The following is a 21,143-nucleotide window of genomic DNA, read 5'->3' on the forward strand; positions in this document are numbered from 1 at the left end:
TCTTCGTTGGGGTAGAGCCTGCGCGACGACGGAGTCGCGCATCGTGAATTGCGTGGGAGGTGAGCGTTGGTGGTGCTGGGTGAACCGGTGCGCTACGGCGCGCGTCAGTTCTTGCTCTCGGTGCTGGTCGCCCCACGCAGCAGGCCAGTGAGCAAATCATCGATCGTTGAACGCAGGTGCACGCGGCGATCGAAATCTTCGGGAAGCGTCGCGAGCGCCGCACTCAAGTAGGGGTGCGCCTCTGACGAGATCTCCCCTTCCTGGAACGGCGGTGCGAGCAGGTCAAACGCGGCGCCAACGACTGCGGCATCGATCGTGCCGATGAACGGCAGAATCCGCTCGGTTGCGACGCCGAGACTGTGCAGCGTCTCTGCGACATCCTCATAGAACCAAGTGAGCTCGTCATCGCGGAGCGGTTCGGTCACGAGGTAAGGCACGAGCGCGGGAATGCTGCTCGCGAAGTCGGCGTACGAGCGGACGATTGCCGAGAGCCGCTCGCGGCCTGTGATTTCGCCGAGTTCGGCGCGCAGCTGTGTGATCCATTCCCGGCGGAGCAGGTGTACGATCGCGGCCTTTGACGGCACATGGTGATAGATCGAAGACACACGCACATCGAGTGCCCGGGCAAGCTGAGCGAGCGTGAAGTCGCCGTCTGTGCTGAGCACACGGACGGCAGCAAGGATGCGCTCTTCGCTGAGGATGGGGGTGTGGGGTCGCGCCATTGCAATCCAATCGATCGATTGGAATCACAATAACCGAGCGCCGCTCGGTTTAACAAATCTAGCGCCGTTCGGTTTAGGCCACAGGCGTTCCTAGCCCCCGAGCCCGGGCACCAGCAGCCCGCTCTCGTACGCGAGAATCACGAGCTGTGCACGGTCGTGCGCGAACACCTTCATCATGATGCGGTTCACGTGCGTCTTCGCGGTGTGCGGTGAGATGAAGAGCTCGTCTGCGATCTCTTGATTCGATTTGCCTCGTGCCACGAGCAGCAGCACCTCACGCTCACGCTCAGTCAGCGTTGCGAGTTGTGGGTGTGCGGCCTCGTCCACGGCAGGCGCGGCCGGAGCGGCAACGTATCGCGCGATAAGGCTGCGGGTTGCGGCTGGCGACAGCAGCGCGTCACCGGCGTGCACGGCCTGTACCGCGCGCACGATTTCTTCTGGCTCTGCGCCTTTGCCGAGGAACCCGCTCGCGCCGGCCCGGAGCGCCGCGACGACGTTCTCGTCTTCCTCGAACGTCGTGAGAATGAGCACGCGTGTCCCGGCCCGATCAGAGTCAGAATCACCCGCGCCCGCTGCACTCGCGCCATCCGTACCACCAGCGACTGCCGCACCACCGCACAGCGCGGCAGTCGCCGAAATCCCGTCAAGCTTCGGCATCCGGATGTCCATGAGCACGACATCGGGGCGCAGCTCTGCGGCGAGCGCGAGCGCTTCCTCACCATTGGTGGCTTCCCCGACAACATCGATGTCGTCCTCGCTCGACAGGATGTCGACGACGGCCTGCCGAATGAGCGACTGATCGTCGACCACGAGTACGCGAATCATGCGTTGTCCTCTCGTTTGAGCGGCAGCCGAGCTGCGAGGCTAAAGGTTCCGTTGGTGGTGATGTCGACCGATCCGCCGATCGATGCAACCCGCTCACGGATGCCGGTGAGTCCGAGGCCTCCTCGCAGCGGATCAGGTTGGTTCCGACCGTCAACCGAGACCGGGTTGGTGATGGTGACGACCGCGTCGCCGCCATCGATGGCGATGCTGACGGCTGCGGTTCCCTGCGAGCCGTGCTTGTGGGCGTTCGTGAGGCCCTCCTGCACGACCCGGTAGAGCACGCGGCCCGTCGCGCCGGTCACCTGAGGCAGCACTTCGGCTCCGGTGAGGGTAACCGTGAGTCCCGCGTCACGTACCCGGTCGGTGAGGGTCATGATGTCTTCGGCGGTCGGCTGGGGCGGGGCTGCGCCGGTCTCGTCCTCTGTGCGGAGATAGTTGAGGAGCTCACTAATCTCTGACAGCACCTCACGCGATGATCGGCGGATCGTGCGCAAGGCAGTCCGCGCCTTCTCTGGTTTGGCGTCGAGGGCGTTGGAGGCGACTCCCGCGTTCAGACTAATGACCGAGATCTGGTGTGCGACGGTGTCGTGGAGATCCTGCGCGATGCGCAAGCGTTCCTCTGCCACGCGCTGCTGCGCTTCAGCCTCGCGCGTTTGCTCGGCTCGTTCTGCGCGCTCGGTGGCTGCTGCGGCGGCCTCGCGCTTCGATCGGGAACTGTCCCCGAGCGCTGCCGCGACCGCGATGCCAGCTGCGATCTGGAAGACGCGCACATCGATCACCCCGAACTCCGAGCTCGTGAGACTCAGGGCGACCACGATCACGGTCGCGGTGGCCCCCACGATGAGGGTCGTGCGCCGCGAGAGTGTTGCGCCGAGGTTGTAGGCGGCGAGCACGACCACGATGCCGACGCCCATGGCGGGCTCGCGGAGCAAGATCGTCAGGCAGTACAGCGCGAGACCCGTCCCCATCACCGTGACGGGCCAGCGTCGGCGCAGTGGAATGAGCGCGCACGCCACGAGCACGATGATGAGTGGCAAGAGGAATGTCAGCGCCGGCTGATCGACGCCACCAGGACCAGCGAGGTCGCCGGGGCCGATCCGCCCATCACTGGTACGGCCACCGCCGTCAGCTCCGCCGCCACCGCCGAACCATCTGCCGCCGCCCGGCATCATCGGAACTCCGAAGAACGAGGTGACGAGCACGACCGCAATCGCGAGTACGTCGCTCCCCCAGGTGGGGAAGCGCGCAAGCCAGCGTGGCCCCGCCGCAGCGGCAGTCGGTGACTCGCGTTTCGTGTGCATACCTCCATTGTGTCGAAGCATCCCGTGTGAGGGAATCATCCGATCGCGGAATCCCACGTACTGCACACGCAGTACATCGAATGCCCACGCAGGGGTGACGCGCTCCGCAGTGATCCTCGAAAAGCTAGATACAGCTAGAAAACATGCCTCTCAAGGAGCCTTCATGATCAACACCACTTTGGTCCTCGCGGTGATCGACATCGTCGCGATCCTCGTTCTCGTCTTCGGCGTCTACTACCGGCGCCACCGTCGTCGCGACCTCGTTGTCGCGTTCCTCGGAGTGAACGCTGGCGTGCTCGCGGTGACCATGGTGCTTGGCAGTTCGCAGGTCGCGGCTGGCCTCGGTCTCGGTCTCTTCGGCGTCCTCAGCATCATCCGCCTGCGTTCGTCTGAGATCTCGCAGCGCGAGGTCGCTTACTACTTCGCGGCGCTCGCCATGGGTCTTATCGGCGGCCTCGCCGGCGGCACGAACATCATTCTGCCGAGCGCCCTCATCGTCGCAATCGTGGTGATGATGTGGTTCGCGGATCACCCCCGCCTCCTCGCTGGCTCCCGTCAGCAGGTCGTGCGTCTTGACCGCGCGATCACCGACGAGAGCGAGCTCTCTCGCGTCCTCGCAGAGCGTCTTAACGCCCGCGTCACCGCCGTCACCGTGCAGCAGATCGACCTCGTGAACGACAGCACCCTCGTTGACGTGCGCTACCAGCTCAAGCAGGGCGCATGATCAGCGCACACGAGGCCATGACCGCACGCCTCGGATTCACCTGGCTCACGCCTATCTCCCTCGAAGAGATCGTGTCAGAGGCCGCGCTCCTCCAGCGTGTGGACCGCAAGTACCTCCTCCCGGCCGATGCTGCTGCTCAGGTGCTCGGATCGATCGATCCGCGCACGAGGGTGCTCGAGATCGATGGCCAGCGCACGTTCGCCTACGACTCGGTCTACTTCGATACCGATGATTTCGCGGTGTACCGCCTCACCGCGCAGAAGCGCCGGCACCGGTTCAAGCTCCGCACACGCACGTACGTCGACACCGGCGGCTGCTTCCTCGAGGTGAAAACCAAGGACGGCCGCGGGAAGACCATCAAGACCCGCATTCCTTGGGACGCGGCGGATCGTTCCAAGCTCACCCCATCCGGTCGCGATTTCGCTGCCTCGGTGCTCGAGCCGCACGGCGTCGACGCATCGCTCGTCGCGCAGCTCACCCCCAGCATGACCAGCCGCTACCAGCGCACGACCCTGCTGTTACCAGGCGGGAGCAGGGCCACGATCGACACCGATCTGCACTGGCTTGATGCTGAGGGGCGGGAGATCCGCGCCGATGGCAACGTCATCATCGAGACCAAGTCTGCCCAGCGTGTGAGTGATCTTGACCGGGCGCTCTGGCGCGCGGGTCATCGACCGAGCGGCATCAGCAAGTTCGGTGTTGGCACGGCCGCGCTCTACCCCTCGCTACCACACAACAAGTGGGCCCGCGAGCTCGATCGCGCGATCGGCTGCGTGCCTGCCGCCTCCACAATCCTGTAATTCCCAACCCACCCCTTTGGAACCACTATGAATCGCAAGCTACTTGCCGGAATCACCATCCTCAGCGGCGCGCTCCTCTTCACCGGTTGCACCGCCGCAACGAACGCGTCTGGTGACGCATCAACCACATCCGCGACCGCGGCTGATCTCACTCCGACCGCAGTCATGGCTGAGAACGCCGACTACACGACCGTCAATACTGACGAGTGGGACATCGCTGACGCCATCGACGTCGACCTCGCGAAGCCCACGGGTACTGGGGTGAAGGTCAGCGGATCCACCATCACCATCACCGCAGCCGGTGTCTACCGCCTGTCCGGATCCCTGGCCGGCCAGGTCGTCATCGCGGCACCGGATGATGCGCAGGTCGTCCTGGTGCTTGACGGTGCCGTCATCACGAACACCGGCGGATCGGCCATCGACGTGCAGTCAGCCGACGATGTCGCGATCCACCTCGCCGACGACAGTGTGAACGCCGTATCCGACGCGGCATCGTACGCCGAGGACGCAGAGGCCAACGCCGCAATCTACTCCACCGCCGACCTCACAATCAGTGGCGGCGGATCCCTGACGGTCCACGGCAACGGCAACGACGGCATCACCTCGAAGGACGACCTCGTCATCCTCGACGGCGACATCACCGTCACCGCTGCAGCCGACGCGCTGCGTGGCAAGGACTCACTCGTCGTCGAGGGCGGAACGCTGGACCTCACCGCAACCGCTGGCGACGGCCTGTATAGCAAGGGCGACCAGAACAAAGACGCTGCTGACATCGACTGGACCCGCGGCTACATCTACATCTCAGGCGGCACCATCGACATCACCGCGGGCGACGATGGCATGCAGTCATTCACCGACACGGTGATCGCGGGCGGCACAGTCAACGTTGCTGCGGCGGATGACGGTATCAAGGGTGAGGCGATCGTGTCGATCGGCGTGCTCGACGATGCTGAGGCTGACGCCGACGGCGACGCGAGCGAGCCGGTCGTGACCGTGTCAAAGTCGAACGAGGGCATCGAGGCGGCCAGCATCGGCATCAGCGCTGGCAAGATTAAGGTAACCGCGAGCGATGACGGCGTAAATGCCTCGGGCATGGCAGATTTGCAGGCACTCATGGCCGGCGAATCAGCTGCAGATGCCGCTGAGGCCGAGACTGAGACGGCGCCCGCAACCGAGACAGAGGCCGAAGCCAAAACCGAGACCGCCCCCGAAACCGCACCTGGTGGCGGTGGCGCAGGCGGTGGCGGTGAGTTCCAGGACAGCGGCGAAGTCTTAAACATCAGCGGCGGCAAGGTCACCGTCAATGCCGAAGGAGACGGCCTCGATTCGAACGGAAGCCTCACCATCACCGGCGGAACTACCACCGTCTATGGCCCCACTCGCGGTGGCAACGGCTCACTCGATGCCAATGGCGACATGACCGTGGATGGAGGCACCGTGTGGGCCTTCGGTCCTGGCGATATGGAGCAAACCCCGTCAGCAGGCGACCAGGACTGGGTCGTCATCAAGGCAACGCTTGCAGCAGGTGCGACCGGCACCATCGTTGACGCGTCAGGTACCGAGGTTGGCAAGTTTACTTCGTTGAAGGCAGCCGCATCGGTCATTCTCTCAAATAACAAGATCGTCGAGGGCGAGACCTACTCGGTCATGGTTGACGGCGAATCAATCGGCGATGCAGTCGCTGGCGAGGGCGGCATGGGCGGTCCTGGTGGAGGCGGCATGGGCGGCCAAGGTGGCCCTGGTAGCGACAGCGCCGGTGGCCCAGGTGGCACTCCCCCGACTGACGGCGAGCGCCCTGCGCTTCCCGACGGCATGAGTCCCGACGATATGCCGGAGCCGCCCGAGGGCTTCGACGGTGAGCGTCCAGAGGGTGCGCCTGAACGCCCGAGCGAAGAGCAGGCAGGATCAACGAACATCGCTGACGTGGTGCAGTCGTAGAGATGACAGCGCAGTGAGGGGCGGGGAGCGCAGCATTTCGCTGCGCTCCCCGCCCCTCACTGCGCGTTACGCGTCTACGTCGCTATGCGCGGCGGCGACGTGCCACCAGCACAGTGCCACCGGCCGCGGCAATTGCTGCACCGCCAAGCGCGAGCCACAGCATTTCTGCGCCACCGGTACGAGCGAGCGATCCACCATTGTTGGCGGCTACATTAGTGACGGCACCTGTGCCGGCTGCCCCGCCGTTGGAACCTGCACCGTTGGTGCCAGATCCGCCGCCAGTGCTGCCGCCGTCAGTACCGTTTCCGTTACCGTTACCGCCTTCAGCTCCGTTGCCGCCATTGCCATTACCGCCATTGCCATTGCCGCCGTTCTCGTCACTCGTATCAAGTACCAGAGTCGCGGCATTCGTCGTTGCGCTTCCCTCAGAGTTCGTGACAACCGCACGGAAGCGGATACCATCATGCGCCTTATTGGCAATGACATTCATGCTCAAACCGTCGGCGGCGACCGACGCAGCCTTATCAATAGAAACCGGCTGCCAGTTTTCGGCGCCCCGTACCGCAGCGCGTGAAACATTGGCATCTCCTGGCATGTCGACCTGCCATTCGACTGTGGGGTTCGGGAATCCAGTCAGCGAAAGCTCAAACTTCGCGGTTTCACCGAGACGTACCTTCACGTCCTTGAGTTCAGCGAGTGTGGGTGCACCGACGTAGCCATAGGCCTCATTAACGATGGGTTCCTGTGCAGCACCGCCGACGGCCCATTCCGTGGTCACATCAACCTGCGCAGGCGTATGAGCAGGGGCAGTCACTTCCCAGTGAGTCGCATCAATCTGTTCGATATCGGTTGCCGCTTCTCCCCCGAAGTCGACGCCAGTGACTACCGCTTCCGGGGTATCAAGCGCCACCGGAAGGCCACTGGTCTCGCCGCCAGGGTTCGTACCCCAGAGGTATGCCTCGCCGTCGTCACCCATCGCGGTAATCGAATACATGCCAGCACGAAGATCGTGCAGCTTCGGGAGGCCCTCAGGCAGGCGTGCTGACGCAGGTTCGTACGGCCTGTAGCTTTCGTCATAACGCGTCGCAGGGCTATCGCCCCACACGTATAGGAAGCCCTCACTACTCAGCGCTGCACTGAATTCGTTGGAGCCGACGAGCTCCGCTGCGAACTGCGGCAACGTGGGGGTTGCACGGGTGAAACCATAGACGTCGCTGGTCTTATTTTCAACACCCGCCTGCCCATAAGAGTGACGACCTGTGCCGGCGCCCCAACCATCTTCCTTAGTGATCAAGGAAGTTCCGGAGCCGTCGCCAAGCGAAGCACTAATGTTCACAACTTTGGTACCGGCAGGAACGTGGTCACTTACCAGCAACGCCGGCGTGAGCTGGAGGGCAACGCTGCCGTCGGTCGACAGCGCACCGTACATGCCATTTCCCCAACCGTAGAGTGCGCCCTCGTCGGTCAGCGCCAGCATGTGCTCGCCACCAGCTGAGATCTTTGCGAACTTCGTAACCCCTGCGGGCATAGTTGCAGCTACCGGGGTGTAGCTCGCGCGCGTTGTACCCGTGCCAAGCACGCCTTCGGAGTTGACGCCCCAGCCATAAATCAGGCCGTCTTCCGCAAGAACGCTCACGTAGTTTCGTCCGACTCCGACCTGGACCGCAGTGACACCTCCTGGCAGCTCAACAGCGGTTGGCACGTCCGCGGTGTCGCTTGTCCCGTTGCCAGCATAGGCGTCCCACACATACACCGTGCCGTCTTCAGCGATGGCCGCGTTGCCGACCGTTCCAACTGCAATCTGGGTGAACTTCACGCCCTCAGGCGTGGTAATCCGCTGCGGAGAGAGGTTGTCCTCACCAGCCTGACTATCATTTCCCCAGGTGTACAGCAGACCGTCAGTGGCAAGGCCAAGACCGTGGCTACGACCAGTTTCCACAGACACCCACGTCGGCCCCTGCGGGACTTCAACAACTACACGTGTTCCACCAGCAGCTGGGCCGGTGTTTGGCAGCAATGGTCCAACTGCGGTCGGTGTGGCCTGAGCTGTTCCTGCGCCGGCTAGCAGCAATGCTGCGGTGGCACCGGCTACCCAGAAGCCCTTCTTCAAAACCATGTTCGTAAGCATCCCTCATGTTTGCGGCATAGGCATCACCTTGCTGACGGCAAAACCCTTGCAAACGGTATTGGGAAACAACACTGGTTGTCTTGCGAAATGCGCTGTGTTCCATGGCGAAAACTCGCCATGGCGCAAATACGACAGGGGGCCAGCCGCCTCGGCAGCTCGCCCCCTGAGTTCTGAATGGATATCGAGCTACTCGGCGTAGTAGTCGTTTCCGCGTGAGAACTCCACGAAAGTACAATCTTCTCCGCCGACCGACCACGCATCATGTCCGGGCGGAAGCAGCATCGCGTCTCCTGCGGAGAACTCTTGATAGGAGCCGTCCTGCATCTCGACGCCAAGGGTGCCCGCGGTCACGAGCGCGACGTGAGGCAGTTCGCACAGCTCAGTGCCCACCACCGGCTTCAGGTCTTCACTCCACTTCGCGTCAACGTGGAAGGTCACCTGCGTTACCTCGACACCGTTGAGTTCTGCTGAACGCTTCGAAATACGCCCGTACACAGTGGGCTCGATATCTGCCAGCGTTGCGGTCTGCATGAGCGGATCAAAAGACATATGAACTCCTCTTTGAGTCGGGTGGGATGACAGCTCGAGTCTATGAATCTCCGCCCGACCCTGGGGCCGGATTACGTCAAATGACGTCGACGTCTATCGCTCCCGAGAGGCAACCAGCAGTGCGCCAGTGTCAGTGAACTCCTGTTCGATCTCTGCATCGTGCGTGTACGTGAGCTTGCTCACGATGACTGAGACAACCGTTGCCAGGATGAACGCGGGCAGCAGCTCGTACAGCCCAGTGCCCAGCTGCTTCCAGATGAAGACAACGAGCGCGCCTGTCACCATGCCCGCGATCGCACCCTTGTTCGTGAGCTTGCGCCACAACAGGCTGAGCAACACGATCGGACCGAACGCTGCGCCGAATCCTGCCCAGGCGAACGACACGAGTCCGAGAATGTTGTCATTCGGGCTGATCGCGAGCAATGCGGCGACGACTGCCACGAGCAGCACGCCGCCTCGACCAAGCACCACCAGGGTCTTCTCGCTCGGCGCTGGCTTCCGCGCAAGTCGGTAGATGTCTTCGACCAGGGCCGACGAGCACACAATGAGCTGACTCGACAGCGTACTCATAATTGCGGCCAACACTGCGGCGAGCACGAGACCCGCAACGAGCGGATGCAGCAGCGTCTGAGACATCAACAGCACAACGGTCTCTGGGTTGCCGAGTTCGCCACCGGTCTTTGCGAAGTAGGCGATACCGACAAGACCACAGACCACGGCGCCAGCCAGCGACAGGAACTGCCAGCTCGTGCCGATGCGACGCGCGCTCGCGGCTTCTGCCGGACTCCGCAGCGCCATGAACCGCACGATGATGTGCGGCTGCCCAAAGTACCCGAGTCCCCATGCCAGGCCTGAAACGACGATGAGGGTGGCGGCGCTTGCGCCGAGATCCGCGCCCCCGAAGATGGCCAGATTGCTTGCGCCAACAGACTCAACGATGGTTGCGGTCTCACTGAGGCCGCCGATGTTGATGATGGCGATGATCGGAACAACGATGAGAGCGACAACCATCATCAGGCCCTGGACCACGTCCGTGAGGGAGGCGCCGAGGAATCCACCGAAGAGCGTGTACGCGAGCGTCACGACGGTGACGAGCAGCATGCCAATGATGTAGTCGCCGCCGAATGCACTCTCGAAGAAGACGCCGCCAGCTACCATGCCGCTCGATGCGTAAATGGTGAAGAACACCAGAATGATGACACTCGAGACGATACGGAGCACGTGCGTCTTGTCGCGCAATCGATTCTCGAAGAGGCTCGGAATGGTGATCGAGTTTCGCGAGACCTCGCTATAGGCACGGAGCCGTGGCGCAACGATTCGCCAATTGAGATAGGAGCCGATGAGCAGGCCTACCGCGATCCACCCCTCGATGAGTCCCGTTGCGTAGATTGCTCCGGGAAGACCCATAATGAGCCAGCCCGACATGTCAGATGCACCTGCGCTGAGTGCCGCAACCCAGGGTGGGAGTCCGCGGCCTGCGAGCATGTAGCCCTCGTGCGAACTCGTCTTGCGGAATGCGAGGAAGCCAATCAATAGCATCAGCGCGAAGTACAGCCCGAGGGCAATGTACAGGTATATCTGGTCGGACATCGTTGTCACCTTTCTAGGGTTTGCCGTGCGGCCGACGGTGGCCGACCGCACGACCGTGTTAGATCACGTTTTCTGAGAACTTGTATGGTGTGCCGAAGCGGTGTGCAGTGAGGGAGACCGCCTGTTCACGGAGGAACGGCAGCATCTCCACGCGACCAGCTGACACCGGCGGATTCCCGTACACGGCGATGTCAGGCTTACCGTCCGATGCCGCGGTGATCTCGGCAAGCGCCGCCTCACGCGATGGCCCGGCGACGAGCCTGATACGGCACCCGGCCGAAGGCCCTTCAACCGCAGCGATCGAGGCGACTCGCTGCTGCCAGCTACTGCCGCTCTCTACGACCACGGTGATCCGTGCCGCTTGAAGTGTTGCGCGCACAGGGGCTGGAAGTTCGGCCTCAGCACTTACCAATGGGAGGGATTTGGCGGCGAGCGCCGCACCAAGCACGCGCATTGTGTGCGCAGTTGACGCGTCACCTGTAATGCGTATCAGGACGTGATCGTGTGGGAGATAGCGCAGAATGTTCCGTTCCGCTTGTAGCCCCGACTCATCGTGGGTGACCCCAAACTCACTCGCGAGCGCTGCTGCATCAGAGCTGAACGCAGACCGGAGCCAAACGTGATCAGATTCGCTTGTCGAGCTGCCAGCGGTCGCTATGGCAACGGCGGCGCGATGCAGTTGGGAGACAACTGGAGACAGCGGGAGGTCTTTCTCGTTCACCGGAGCGTCTTCCCAGGCGCCAAGTCCGTGCAGGTAATTCGGGCCACCGGCCTTCGTGCCCGCACCAATGGCTGACTTCTTCCATCCGCCGAATGACTGGCGTCGTACGATCGCGCCGGTGATCCCGCGGTTTACGTACAGGTTTCCCGCCTCGACACGGTCGAGCCAGGTCGCGAGTTCATCGGCATCGAGCGAATGCAAGCCACTCGTCAGGCCATAATCAGTTGCATTCACCAGGTCGATTGCTTCGTCAAGGGTCTTCGCGGTCATGATGCCGAGAATTGGACCAAAGTACTCGGTGAGGTGGAATTCACTGCCCGGCTGCACGCCGTCGCGCACACCGGGGCTCCAGAGTCGATGTTCACCGTTGCGATCGCGTGCGAGCGGGCTCTCGGTTGCGACCGGCTCAGGCTGAATAAGCCACCGCTCCCCCGCGCCAAGCTTCGTCAGACCGCGCAGCAGTTTGCCCGCCGGCGCGGTAATCACCGGGCCCATCTGCGTGCCCAGATGTTCCGGAGTGCCGACGTGCAAAGATTCGATATCGTCGAGCAGCTGCCCGCGGAAGCGCTTCGAATCAGCCACTGAGCCCACGAGCACCACGAGCGATGCCGCTGAACACTTCTGACCAGCGTGCCCGAATGCGGACTGTGCGACGTCACGCGCTGCCAGGTCGAGATCTGCGTTTGGCGTCACGATGATCGCGTTCTTGCCGCTCGTCTCAGCGAGCACCTGCATGTCTTTCCGGAACCCGCGGAACTTCACCGCTGTCTCGTATGCGCCTGTCAGAATGACCCGCTCAACCCGGTCATCTGCGACCAGCACGCTCCCAAGCTCTCGCTCATCGAACTGCACCAACTGCAGCACATCGCGTGGCACCCCGGCTTCCCACAGCGCTTCCGTCATGACGGCGCCTGATCGCGCGGCGGTTGCGGCTGGCTTCAGGATGACGGCAGATCCCGCAGCAAGCGCAGCAAATGTTCCACCGGCTGAGATGGCAACCGGGAAGTTCCATGGCGGAATCACCGCAGTCACCTTGCTCGGAATGAACGTCGCACCGTCAACGTTTTCGATCTGCTGCCCGAGCATCGCGTAGTAGTTCGCAAAGTCGATCGCCTCAGACACCTCGGGGTCGCCCTGATCAAGGGTCTTGCCGCATTCAGCACCCATAACCTCGAGCAGGTCTCCGCGGCGCCGTTCCAGGAACTCTCCCGCACGAATCAGGATCCGTGCCCGTTCGTCTGCGCCAAGCGCCTGCCAGCCGGCAGCGGCCTGCTCACTGCGGTCGATGACATATTCAACGGCAGCTGCGTCCTTCAGCGTTGACGCGTCAACGAGATCGACGCCGAGTGTTGACGCGGTCATGCGACCCGCGATCTTTGCGCCCCATTCGCGATTGCCTGGGAGATCAGCGTCGGAGTCAGGGACGTTGTCGAAATGCCCCAGTCGTCCGGCCTGTACGCGGGTCGCAATACGTGCCTCAAGTTCGGCCTCATCGAACTCGCGTCGGTCCTGCGTACGGTTCGGGGCGGGGACCCGATAATTCTTGTCATTTCCATCTGCGGTAATAGCTTCGAGCGCTTCGAGGGAGGCCCTGAAACGTGCTTTCTCTCGGTCAAACAAGGTCTTGTTGTGATCAAGTTCGAACACTGCCGACATGAAGTTCTCCGGGCTTGCGCCTTCTTCCAGTCGACGAATCAGATATGCAATCGCGACGTCAAACTCCTGCGGGTGCACGACCGGCGTGTACAGCAGGAGCGATCCGACTTCGCGGCGAACGGCCTCTGCCTGGCCGGTGGCCATGCCGAGCAACATCTCGAATTCGATGCCAGACTCGGCGCCACGTTCCTTCGCCAACAGCCATGCGAGCGCAATGTCGAAGAGGTTGTGGCCTGCGACTCCCACACGCACGTGACGCACACGTTCTGGCGTGAGTGCGTAGTCGAGCACGGCTTTGTAGCTCGTATCCGAAGCTTGTTTGGTGTCCCACGTTGCGGTGGGCCAGCCGTGAATCTCCGCTTCAACGTGTTCCATTGGCAGGTTGGCGCCCTTCACCACCCGAACCTTGATGGGTGCGCCACCGCGCGCAACACGATCCGCCGACCAAGATTGGAGACGCATCATCGCAGCAAGCGCATCTGGGAGGTACGCCTGGAGCACGATACCGGCCTCAAGCGTGAGGAACTCAGGACGGTCGAGCAACCTGGTGAAGACCGCGATGGTGAGGTCGAGGTCTTTGTACTCCTCCATGTCAAGGTTGATGAACTTGTGTGGGACCGCTGCGGCGGCCCGCTCAAACAACGGCCTCAGTTGCTGCTCGATCTGCTCAACTGCTTCATCGAAGGCCCAGTGATTGTGTGGGGCGACCGTCGAAGACACCTTGATCGAAACGTAGTCAACGTCGTTCCGCGCTAGCAGCGTGTGCGTGCCCGCCAGACGGCGCGCAGCCTCGCGCTCACCGAGAATCGCCTCACCCAAGAGATTGATGTTCAGGCGAACACCCTCGCGCTTAATCTTTGCAATCGCGGGGCCGAGCTTTGCTTCGCTCGCATCGATGATGAGGTGACTCACCATGCGGCGCAGAACGCTGCGCGCGATCGGGACGACGACTCCCGGCATAGGCTTCGCCAGTGCTCCACCGAGCGAAATAGCCGCCCGCAATGGAGCCGGGAGGAACTGTGGGGTGAGGGGCGTCAACTCATTGAGCTTCTTCGCCGCAGCGTTGAGGTCTTCCGGCCGTACCACGCCGTCAACAAATCCGACAGTGAATTCAAGCCCATTCGGGTCTCGGAGCACCCCGGCCAACCGCTCTGCTGAGGGGTCTGTGGGGAAGGCTGCGGCTTCCCTGATCCACCGCTCCACAAGCGCGATTGCGGAGTCGGCGAGGTCCTGGGGACGGATGTTGTTCATTCAAGGCCTTTCTTGAACACTGCGCGGCAGCTTTGCCGGCTCTGTTAGGTATAGCCAGTGTGGGCAGTGGTGATGCGGAAGTACAGCAACAGAATCTTTAGAATAAAGTGAAGAAAAACTTCACGATGCGGTGAAAGGTATTGCTGTGCTTGAGATCAAGAGGCTTCGGCTGCTCTGGGAACTCCATGCCCGAGGGACCATTTCGTCGGTTGCTTTGGCGCTCAATTTCAGTCCGTCTGCCGTTTCGCAGCAGCTCGGCATCCTCGAACGCGAGGTTGGCGTCCAGTTATTACGACGTGTTGGGCGCTCACTCGAGCTCACGCCAGCGGGCGAAGTCCTCGTTGCCGAAACCGAAGCGCTCCTCGCGGGACTCGAGCAGGCAGAGGCCGCCATGCAGCGTGTGCGCGACGAGGTCATCGGCACGATCCGCGTTGCCACCTTCCAGACCGCGATGCTCACGGTCATCCCCGGCGCGCTCCGACGCATCCGGGCAGCTCACCCGGAGCTTCGCGTCGAGGTCATGCAATACGAACCAGGAGCCGCGCTGCAAGAAACCTGGGCTCGCGGCTTCGATCTGGTGATTGCCGAGCAGTACCCCGATCATTCCGCCGCCCACTTCACAGGGCTCGATCGTGTGGACCTCACGAGCGACCCGATCCGCCTCGGAATCCCACCGCTCGGGGCGGCTGGCGGGCGTTACGATCACGTGGCAGGGATCGCGGATCTCACCACAGCCGCATGGGTCATGGAACCGCAGGGCGCAGCGACAAGACACTGGGCTGAACAGGCCTGCCGTCAGGTTGGATTCGAGCCAGATGTCCGTTTCGAGACCGCGGATCTGCAGGCGCACCAGCGGCTCATCGAAGCTGGTGAGGCGGTAGCGTTGCTCCCAGGTCTCGCACGAGTCGGCGCCGACACTCAGATGCGAATGCTCGATCTCCCAGGATCGCCAACTCGCACTATTTTCACGGCTGCTCGGAAGTCACGGGCGCAGAGTCCCGCGTTGCAGGCCGTGCGTACGGCGCTGGCGGCCGAGGCAAACTACCTGGTGTTCGAGTGATGGCGTCGGCTGTTTCCCACTTGTCGTAATTCTTGTCATTCTGGTCGTATTAGTGGCACCATCGAGGCACGGCCTGTGTGCTTCACTGCAGCAGGACAACCGAGAGGATCTCCTTGACGAACAGAAATCGTGTCATTCTGGGCAATCATTCGGTGACGATCGTGCCATGCGGCATGGATGCCTTTTGGGGCCTGCGTCGCTCAATCGCAATCCCCTACGCCGACATCGACTCTGTCCACGCGGATCAGAAGCGGTACCCACTCGGATTCGCCACCCGCATCGGCCTCGACATCGGTGCAAAGCGTGTGGGTACATTCTTCCGCGACGGCGAAAAGATGTACTTCAACGTCTCTGGGTTCGGTCCGTCGCTGCGGTTCGAGCTGAAGCCGGGAGCTGATTTCGCACGCGTCGTGCTCACTGTGCAGGACGCTGACGCACTCGCGGCGCGGATCAGGGAGCGTCTCGGCTAGCTCTCTGCTTATCCGCAGCCCTAGTCGAAGCCGACATGGGCCGCGAGTGGTAACGTCCTGCCCAGAGTATTCGTGCATAGATGCAGAACAACGAGGTTCAACAATAAACCGGTAGCCGGAAACTATCAGCAGCTAACCAATTCTGTACCGCAAGGTGTCCCTTAAAGCATTGTTATAGAGGGCGTCCGCCTACGGCGTGGTAGTAGCACTACAGCGCGGGCCTTCCAAGTACGGTCAGGCCTCACTATTAAATTCAAGGAATTCTTGAACAATGCGCTCAGGTCTCTCCCCTCTAAAGATCGCGGTTTCAACAATAGAGAGTACGACGTGAACTTCCGCTAGCATTTCACGCATTTCAGCTTCATCGACGCCTGAACCTCTCGGCATGTGAGCGATTCGATATCGTGCTTCTTCAATTACTCTGCGCGCCGCATCGTAATCACCGACGGCAGCTTTTGTCACGGCCTGGAGCGAGAGCGCTAAGACCAGAAGGCCTTTGTCCCCGCCAGCCTTGAATTGAAAAACTGCGGACGCCATTAGTCCGTTTGCCGCATCGTAGTCGCCTATTTCTAGCTTCTGAACAGCTTGACCGATACTTTGGAGCACCTGCCGACCCCCTTCACTAACCCCCTCCACGCGCCGAACTAGTCGCCCGCCGATAAAACCAACGAACCCTGCACCGGCCCAGCAAATGAGTACGGCAACCCATTGCCCATTAAAGAGCGCGAAAAGACCCACCGCCCCTAGAACAAATTGCAGAAACCCAAAGAATGCCTTCACCTTTTCCTACTTTCCCAAAAATCAAACCCTCGCCAGCTCGAAACAGTCGATCAAAACAATGGGAAGCTTTTCACATCATTTAAACTGCATGCCCTTTTGTAACACGTAGCAGAATCGAAGTTTAACTAAACTAAACCAAGAGATTTGAATTGACGATCTCCGGACGAGATACGCACGCAGACGAAGGAGTCTATTAACAGTGTTCCCCCCTCAAATCCAGCGTTGCGCTGCGGAATACCAAGAGATCCAAATGCGATTTTTGCGATTCCAAGACGACTTGAGCGTCTCGGTCCCCGAAATCCTTGAGTGGGAAAAGGAAGGGGAAGAGAAGTTCAATGAGTTACGGGAACTCTCCGATGCTTGGGGGGCTCCTGACCAAGAGCTAGGACATGCGACGGGGGAAGCCGGGCTACGAATGGGAGTGCTGATGGCACTACTGGTACGAGCAGACCAAGGCTTAATCTCCCGAGAAGAGCTACTACGCAGGATCCGTCATACTAAGTCGCTGTACTCCGAATGCCAGAGGCTTTCGGGTCAGGCAAATTGGGTAAACCAACAGTACCTCGTTGTTGACTACCCAAAGCGGCTGGAAGAGCTGACTATTTTTGAGCAGGGCATTGACCGATTCATCAACCGCGACTCGCACGCTTCCGCGCAGCAGTCTTCGCAAAACAGTGGCGGATGCTACATCGCAACTGCAGTCTACGGTTCCTATGATGACCCATCGGTGCTGGTCCTACGCCAGTTTAGAGATGAGAAGCTCCAGACATCCATGCTTGGACGCGTATTCATCCGCACCTATTACGCGATCAGTCCTCCTCTTGCGCGCCACTTTTCTTCGGTTCAATGGCTCAAAATAGCTTCGAAAAAGGTACTCGATCGGATTGTTCGGTCAGTCAGTCGTACCCAGTAGTGTCGCACTGAGATTCAAACTTCGGACCCCAGCAAAAGAAAGATGCACTCCCGCTAAAAGGCGTTCTCACCGCTACGAAGCACGCAACAGAAAGCTTCTAACTGGCTTGCAGCTGGGTATGACCTGCCCAAGCAAATCAACATCGGTTTGGAACCCAGGGCGAGAGCACGGCGTTCCCTCTGCAGGGAACTTCAAACAACTGACCGTGCATAATTTCCGTCAACAAACTCCCTCAAGTTTGTTGACGGAAGCTGGTCGCGCTAAAGGTCTTCATCAACAATCTTGTCATCCCAGCATTCGCGGAAAACAGCCCCATGGGTAGCAGTACAAAACGTGTGTAAACGGTTGGGCGGGTAATGCTCGGCCTCCCCATCCAGCACGTAGCCAGAGCCCTTCCGCAGTATCGAGTACTGTGCCGTAGAGTTCTGGCCCGTTGCCGGGTTCCGTGAACCGAGGACGGGTCTTGGGCTTGGGTGCAATCGCTTCTGGCGTGATCAATCGGTGCGCGGTCTCCAGAAGTCCTGCCCGCTCGAAGAGCACCCATTCCGCTGCTCGTTTCTGGTGTTCTACATGCATGCCTCGATGGAGTCTTAGGGTCTGCTTGATCGCTGCGTTGATGCCGCCCTCGAGTCTGCTGGTAGTGCGAGGTGTTCGAACGTGCACGTAGATGAACAGGCGCTGCTTGCGTTGCACATCGACCAGGAGCCGGTAGGCCCTACGCAGTCGATCGTGGGTGTACCACCACTGTTTCCCGGTCGGTAAATCCCAGCGCCCGTCGCGGAGTCGTCGCGTGGAGTAGCTACGTTCGCTCGCGAGTCGACCATGAATGGTGTGCCACGCGTTAAGTTGCCGGAGCCAGTCGAGCGCGTGTTCTGGAGTGTGCACGCGACTGAGCTGTTTGGTGAGGGTGAGGAGTGTTTGGCCTGCTGTGGTGCGCGGATTCCACGTAAGGTGGGTGCGGATTTTCAGGAGTATGTGGAGGATGCAGCGTTGCACGAGGGTGTCTGGCCGCACTTCTGTCAGCGCAGCTTGGAGTCCTGGCCCGCCATCACATACGACCACGAGTGGGGCAGGAATCTGGGTGAGGAGCGCGGTCCATGCGGCTTGGGATTCTGATGAAAACCATTGGTACGCGATCGGGGTGTGGGTGTCATCGGTCGCGACCAGGAGTCACCAGCCACCAAAATAGTTGCCGTCAACGATCACGCATTTTGGCGGCGTGGTTACCGAGGGAATGGTGGGGTGATGTTCCAGCACCAGTTTGTTTCTCGTCGGAAGGTGCGGTCAGAGGCGTGGCTGGGGAATTCTTGATGGGCGAGCTTCCCGAAGAGCCAGGTGAGGTATTTATCGAGGGTGTGCCGGTGGGACAGGTCGGCGGGTTTACGAGTGCTGGAACTTCCGCAGTTCAGGCATCTCCATCGCCTGGTGCCGGCCGGGGTGAACCCGTTTTTGACGAGCTTGTTTCCGCATATCACGCAATGGGTGGTGTTACTGGTTTCCGGCACGGTTAATGGCGCCGGGGTAGGACGATCCCTGTTTTGGGGGCGTGTTTATGCGGCTAGATCAGGATCCGTTATACACGTTTTGTCCTATAACCCTGAAAGAGGCCATCTCGGCAGAAACCCGCTGCTTCGAGTGGTTGGCCTGACGAGGTGAGCAATCAGGCACACCAAATCAGAAAAGCCCCTCTTTCGAGGGGCTTTTCGTCGCATTGGCGACCCTGACGGGACTTGAACCCGCGACCTCCGCCGTGACAGGGCGGCGCGCTAACCAACTGCGCTACAGGGCCGAACAGGTAAGAGCTTATCCGGTAAATCCCCCAGGGTTCAAATCGAGGGGAGTTCGCCACGCCGAAGACTTGAAAATTTCGGTGACGACCGTGTCAGACAGCCACGAATGGCCCCGATTTTAGTGGGAGTTCAACACGGCCCAGGCAATGAGGCTGTCAATGCGACGCACATCGGCTCCCTTACCGAGCTTCACTTTAATGTGGCCTGCACGAGTCCAGAGTTCGATCTCTCCGTCGCGGTCCAGAATGCCGCCAGCGTTCTCCGAAGACCACATGTTGATCGAGCTGTACGGCAGCGAGTAGATCTCTACCTTCTTGCCAGTAATGCCCTGTGCATCTTTCACAATGAGGCGCTTCGTAGTGAAGGTTGCAGAGTCACGGAAGGTTTGGAACGAAGCGACGGCCTGTTCCCCTTCTGCCAGGAGTGCCAATACATCCTGTGGAACTGGAATCTCATTTCGCAGCGTCCAGTTCAGTGCAGGCTGGTTTTCCAAGAGCATCTCCTAAGTTCTGACACGTGGCTACATCCACCACTTGCTAAGCACACAAAATGCTAGCCGTCTTTCCCTACTTCGCTGCGTGCTCAGCGGCCAGCGCGTTCACGGCAGCAAAGTACTTTCCCATGGCGACATGAAGCTCTGCCGCCGTGGCTTGAGTGTCAGCAGACAGTTCAGCTGCATGCTTCGCTGCGGCCTCGACAGGCTTGATGTCGCCGTTTGCGTAGGCGGCCTTGAGCCCCGTGACCTTGCTTAGTGTTGATTCGGCTGCAGCGATGAGCGCGGGTCGAGCGGCCTGTACCGTCTTGGAGAGCGCTCGCACTTCTTCGACCGCAGCGTTACTGTCCGCCAATGACGTCTTTTCTTCGGCCTTTGCCTCGTCAAGTGCCGTGCGGAGCTTCTCGAGCTTGTCTTTGCTGTAGTTCTCGGTGAACTCGACCTCTACCTCGGTCACTGGGAGGACACCGAGGACGTTTGCCGCCTGATCCGCCGACCAATCGATCACGCTCGCAGGGAGGTCGGCAGCTGCAAACTCGGCTTCGTCTGCGCGCAGGGCATTCAGCGCAGCCGTGAGATCTGCGCCATCGCTCGCCGGCTTCACCTCCGCGAGACTTGCTTGCAATTCCTTGCCAGATTTAGCGAGTGCCTTCGCTTCTTCCTTGCCGAGGGCAGTGGCGTTAGCGGATCCCCAACGCTCGAGATCCACCGCAAGCTTGCTGGCTTCCTCGTGCGAGGCGCCGAGGAGTTCATTCGCCGCATCACGGGTCGCTTCGTTGTTGGCGATCGTCGTGCGAATCTTGGTCAGGCTCTCCAGGTCGCTCTGATACTCGGTTTTGTTCGCGAAATGCAAAGCGAGAGGAATAGCCACAACCGCAGAAACCAGCAGGAAAATGGCGATCGAAACCCCGAGGATCCGGTACCACTTCAGCGGCCCCGTGAACTCCTCGTGCTGGATGCCGATCTGAGGTTCTGGTTCGGGCTCAAACACGAATGGCTCGTCGTCACGTTCGATTCGCTTTGGTGCGTCTTCCCGGTCTTGCATGTGCCCCTCACCCTCGTCCTCAGCAATTCACCCGCTGAGGGCGTTGTTTAGGAACAAGATACTCTGCGCGGCAATGATCAACCTGGAATGCCAAGCCTCACTCATAAATCATTCAACCGCGGCGATGCCCGGTAGGGAATAATCCAGATATGGCTAAAACTTTCAATCACAAAGAAAAGGGCATCGCCTTCGGACTCACCCTGCTCGGGTTTATCTTGTGTGCGGGGCTGCAGCATTTCTACCTGGGTCGAATCTTCCGAGGACTGCTCTGGTTCTTCACCGGCGGACTCTTCTTCATCGGCACCATCTACGATCTCTTCACCATCGGTCGACAGGTCGAACGCGTCAATCGGCAGCTGTAGCGCGACCAGAAACGCACAAGGTGAG

General features: G+C 60.7%; 18 protein-coding genes and 1 tRNA gene. 7 read left to right on the forward strand and 12 right to left on the reverse strand.

The genetic code is table 11. The features are described from left to right. Positions 1–104: 104 nt before the first annotated feature. From ICM05_RS03825 to ICM05_RS03835, 3 genes are all read right to left on the reverse strand, one after another. On the reverse strand, positions 105–722 hold the full coding sequence (locus ICM05_RS03825) for a TetR/AcrR family transcriptional regulator (RefSeq protein WP_188023264.1): 618 nt from the start codon (positions 720–722) through the stop codon (positions 105–107). A 90-nt stretch (positions 723–812) separates the two neighbouring features. Further along, a complete protein-coding gene (locus ICM05_RS03830) occupies positions 813–1,547 on the reverse strand; it encodes a response regulator transcription factor (RefSeq protein WP_188023265.1) in 735 nt (244 codons plus the stop codon). Beyond that, the gene (locus ICM05_RS03835) at positions 1,544–2,848 is read right to left on the reverse strand and encodes a sensor histidine kinase (RefSeq protein WP_188023266.1); all 1,305 of its coding nucleotides are present in this window, start codon (positions 2,846–2,848) and stop codon (positions 1,544–1,546) included. The genes ICM05_RS03830 and ICM05_RS03835 overlap by 4 nt, the downstream gene beginning before the upstream one ends. A 163-nt stretch (positions 2,849–3,011) precedes the next feature. Between ICM05_RS03835 and ICM05_RS03840 the strand changes: the two genes are divergently transcribed. From ICM05_RS03840 to ICM05_RS03850, 3 genes are read left to right on the forward strand one after another with little or no spacing between them, the layout of a single operon-like run. Beyond that, complete coding sequence (locus ICM05_RS03840) at positions 3,012–3,572, forward strand: DUF4956 domain-containing protein (RefSeq protein WP_188023267.1); 561 nt, start codon at positions 3,012–3,014, stop codon at positions 3,570–3,572. Further along, complete coding sequence (locus tag ICM05_RS03845; RefSeq protein WP_251364490.1) at positions 3,569–4,372, forward strand: polyphosphate polymerase domain-containing protein; 804 nt, start codon at positions 3,569–3,571, stop codon at positions 4,370–4,372. Before ICM05_RS03840 ends, ICM05_RS03845 begins: the two co-directional genes overlap by 4 nt. Before the next feature lie 27 nt (positions 4,373–4,399). Then, positions 4,400–6,310 (forward strand): carbohydrate-binding domain-containing protein, encoded by a 1,911-nt coding sequence (locus tag ICM05_RS03850; protein ID WP_188023268.1) that lies wholly within the window; start codon positions 4,400–4,402, stop codon positions 6,308–6,310. An 82-nt stretch (positions 6,311–6,392) separates the two neighbouring features. Here ICM05_RS03850 and ICM05_RS03855 read toward each other — a convergent pair whose 3' ends face one another. The 4 genes from ICM05_RS03855 to ICM05_RS03870 all read right to left on the reverse strand — a co-directional run bounded on the left by ICM05_RS03855 (position 6,393) and on the right by ICM05_RS03870 (position 14,205). Next, positions 6,393–8,426, reverse strand: a complete 2,034-nt coding sequence (locus tag ICM05_RS03855; protein ID WP_188023269.1) for an LPXTG cell wall anchor domain-containing protein — start codon at positions 8,424–8,426, stop codon at positions 6,393–6,395. Positions 8,427–8,624: 198 nt separating this feature from the next. After that, complete coding sequence (locus tag ICM05_RS03860) at positions 8,625–8,987, reverse strand: hypothetical protein (protein ID WP_188023270.1); 363 nt, start codon at positions 8,985–8,987, stop codon at positions 8,625–8,627. A 93-nt stretch (positions 8,988–9,080) separates the two neighbouring features. Next, the gene (gene putP, locus ICM05_RS03865) at positions 9,081–10,577 is read right to left on the reverse strand and encodes a sodium/proline symporter PutP (RefSeq protein ID WP_188023271.1); all 1,497 of its coding nucleotides are present in this window, start codon (positions 10,575–10,577) and stop codon (positions 9,081–9,083) included. 58 nt (positions 10,578–10,635) lie between these two features. Continuing rightward, complete coding sequence (locus ICM05_RS03870) at positions 10,636–14,205, reverse strand: bifunctional proline dehydrogenase/L-glutamate gamma-semialdehyde dehydrogenase (protein ID WP_188023272.1); 3,570 nt, start codon at positions 14,203–14,205, stop codon at positions 10,636–10,638. Positions 14,206–14,350: 145 nt separating this feature from the next. Here ICM05_RS03870 and ICM05_RS03875 point away from each other — a divergent pair, with 145 nt between their 5' ends. Together ICM05_RS03875 and ICM05_RS03880 are read left to right on the forward strand one after the other, a co-directional pair. After that, positions 14,351–15,265, forward strand: coding sequence for a LysR substrate-binding domain-containing protein (locus ICM05_RS03875; RefSeq protein WP_188023273.1), 915 nt, complete (start codon positions 14,351–14,353; stop codon positions 15,263–15,265). A 113-nt stretch (positions 15,266–15,378) separates the two neighbouring features. Beyond that, complete coding sequence (locus ICM05_RS03880) at positions 15,379–15,735, forward strand: hypothetical protein (protein ID WP_188023274.1); 357 nt, start codon at positions 15,379–15,381, stop codon at positions 15,733–15,735. A gap of 234 nt (positions 15,736–15,969) precedes the next feature. Here the strand turns inward: ICM05_RS03880 and ICM05_RS03885 are convergent, their stop codons facing one another. Next, on the reverse strand, positions 15,970–16,515 hold the full coding sequence (locus tag ICM05_RS03885) for a hypothetical protein (RefSeq protein WP_188023275.1): 546 nt from the start codon (positions 16,513–16,515) through the stop codon (positions 15,970–15,972). A 199-nt stretch (positions 16,516–16,714) separates the two neighbouring features. Here ICM05_RS03885 and ICM05_RS03890 point away from each other — a divergent pair, with 199 nt between their 5' ends. Further along, a complete protein-coding gene (locus ICM05_RS03890) occupies positions 16,715–17,428 on the forward strand; it encodes a CFI-box-CTERM domain-containing protein (protein ID WP_188023276.1) in 714 nt (237 codons plus the stop codon). A 285-nt stretch (positions 17,429–17,713) separates the two neighbouring features. On the opposite strand, the gene ICM05_RS12910 is transcribed toward ICM05_RS03890, so the two are convergent. The 4 genes from ICM05_RS12910 to ICM05_RS03910 all read right to left on the reverse strand — a co-directional run bounded on the left by ICM05_RS12910 (position 17,714) and on the right by ICM05_RS03910 (position 20,756). Continuing rightward, complete coding sequence (locus tag ICM05_RS12910) at positions 17,714–18,595, reverse strand: transposase (protein ID WP_188023348.1); 882 nt, start codon at positions 18,593–18,595, stop codon at positions 17,714–17,716. A 545-nt stretch (positions 18,596–19,140) separates the two neighbouring features. Further along, a tRNA-Asp gene (locus ICM05_RS03900) sits at positions 19,141–19,217 on the reverse strand. Between the two features lie 119 nt (positions 19,218–19,336). Next, entirely contained in the window at positions 19,337–19,711 is a 375-nt protein-coding gene (locus ICM05_RS03905) for a PH domain-containing protein (RefSeq protein WP_370566764.1), read from the reverse strand. 73 nt (positions 19,712–19,784) lie between these two features. Then, complete coding sequence (locus tag ICM05_RS03910; RefSeq protein ID WP_188023278.1) at positions 19,785–20,756, reverse strand: hypothetical protein; 972 nt, start codon at positions 20,754–20,756, stop codon at positions 19,785–19,787. A gap of 149 nt (positions 20,757–20,905) precedes the next feature. Here ICM05_RS03910 and ICM05_RS03915 point away from each other — a divergent pair, with 149 nt between their 5' ends. Then, positions 20,906–21,118 (forward strand): NINE protein, encoded by a 213-nt coding sequence (locus ICM05_RS03915; RefSeq protein WP_188023279.1) that lies wholly within the window; start codon positions 20,906–20,908, stop codon positions 21,116–21,118. The last annotated feature ends 25 nt before the right edge of the window (positions 21,119–21,143 follow it).

The organism is Leucobacter sp. cx-42 (genome assembly GCF_014529985.1).
Lineage (GTDB): Bacteria > Actinomycetota > Actinomycetes > Actinomycetales > Microbacteriaceae > Leucobacter.

Coding starts and splice junctions, on each gene's coding strand:
- ICM05_RS03825 (WP_188023264.1), bottom strand. CDS start 722: ATGGCGCGACCCCACACCCCCATCCTCAGCGAAGAGCGCATCCTTGCT.
- ICM05_RS03830 (WP_188023265.1), bottom strand. CDS start 1,547: ATGATTCGCGTACTCGTGGTCGACGATCAGTCGCTCATTCGGCAGGCC.
- ICM05_RS03835 (WP_188023266.1), bottom strand. CDS start 2,848: ATGCACACGAAACGCGAGTCACCGACTGCCGCTGCGGCGGGGCCACGC.
- ICM05_RS03840 (WP_188023267.1), top strand. CDS start 3,012: ATGATCAACACCACTTTGGTCCTCGCGGTGATCGACATCGTCGCGATC.
- ICM05_RS03845 (WP_251364490.1), top strand. CDS start 3,569: ATGATCAGCGCACACGAGGCCATGACCGCACGCCTCGGATTCACCTGG.
- ICM05_RS03850 (WP_188023268.1), top strand. CDS start 4,400: ATGAATCGCAAGCTACTTGCCGGAATCACCATCCTCAGCGGCGCGCTC.
- ICM05_RS03855 (WP_188023269.1), bottom strand. CDS start 8,426: ATGGTTTTGAAGAAGGGCTTCTGGGTAGCCGGTGCCACCGCAGCATTG.
- ICM05_RS03860 (WP_188023270.1), bottom strand. CDS start 8,987: ATGTCTTTTGATCCGCTCATGCAGACCGCAACGCTGGCAGATATCGAG.
- putP (WP_188023271.1), bottom strand. CDS start 10,577: ATGTCCGACCAGATATACCTGTACATTGCCCTCGGGCTGTACTTCGCG.
- ICM05_RS03870 (WP_188023272.1), bottom strand. CDS start 14,205: ATGAACAACATCCGTCCCCAGGACCTCGCCGACTCCGCAATCGCGCTT.
- ICM05_RS03910 (WP_188023278.1), bottom strand. CDS start 20,756: ATGCAAGACCGGGAAGACGCACCAAAGCGAATCGAACGTGACGACGAG.
- ICM05_RS03915 (WP_188023279.1), top strand. CDS start 20,906: ATGGCTAAAACTTTCAATCACAAAGAAAAGGGCATCGCCTTCGGACTC.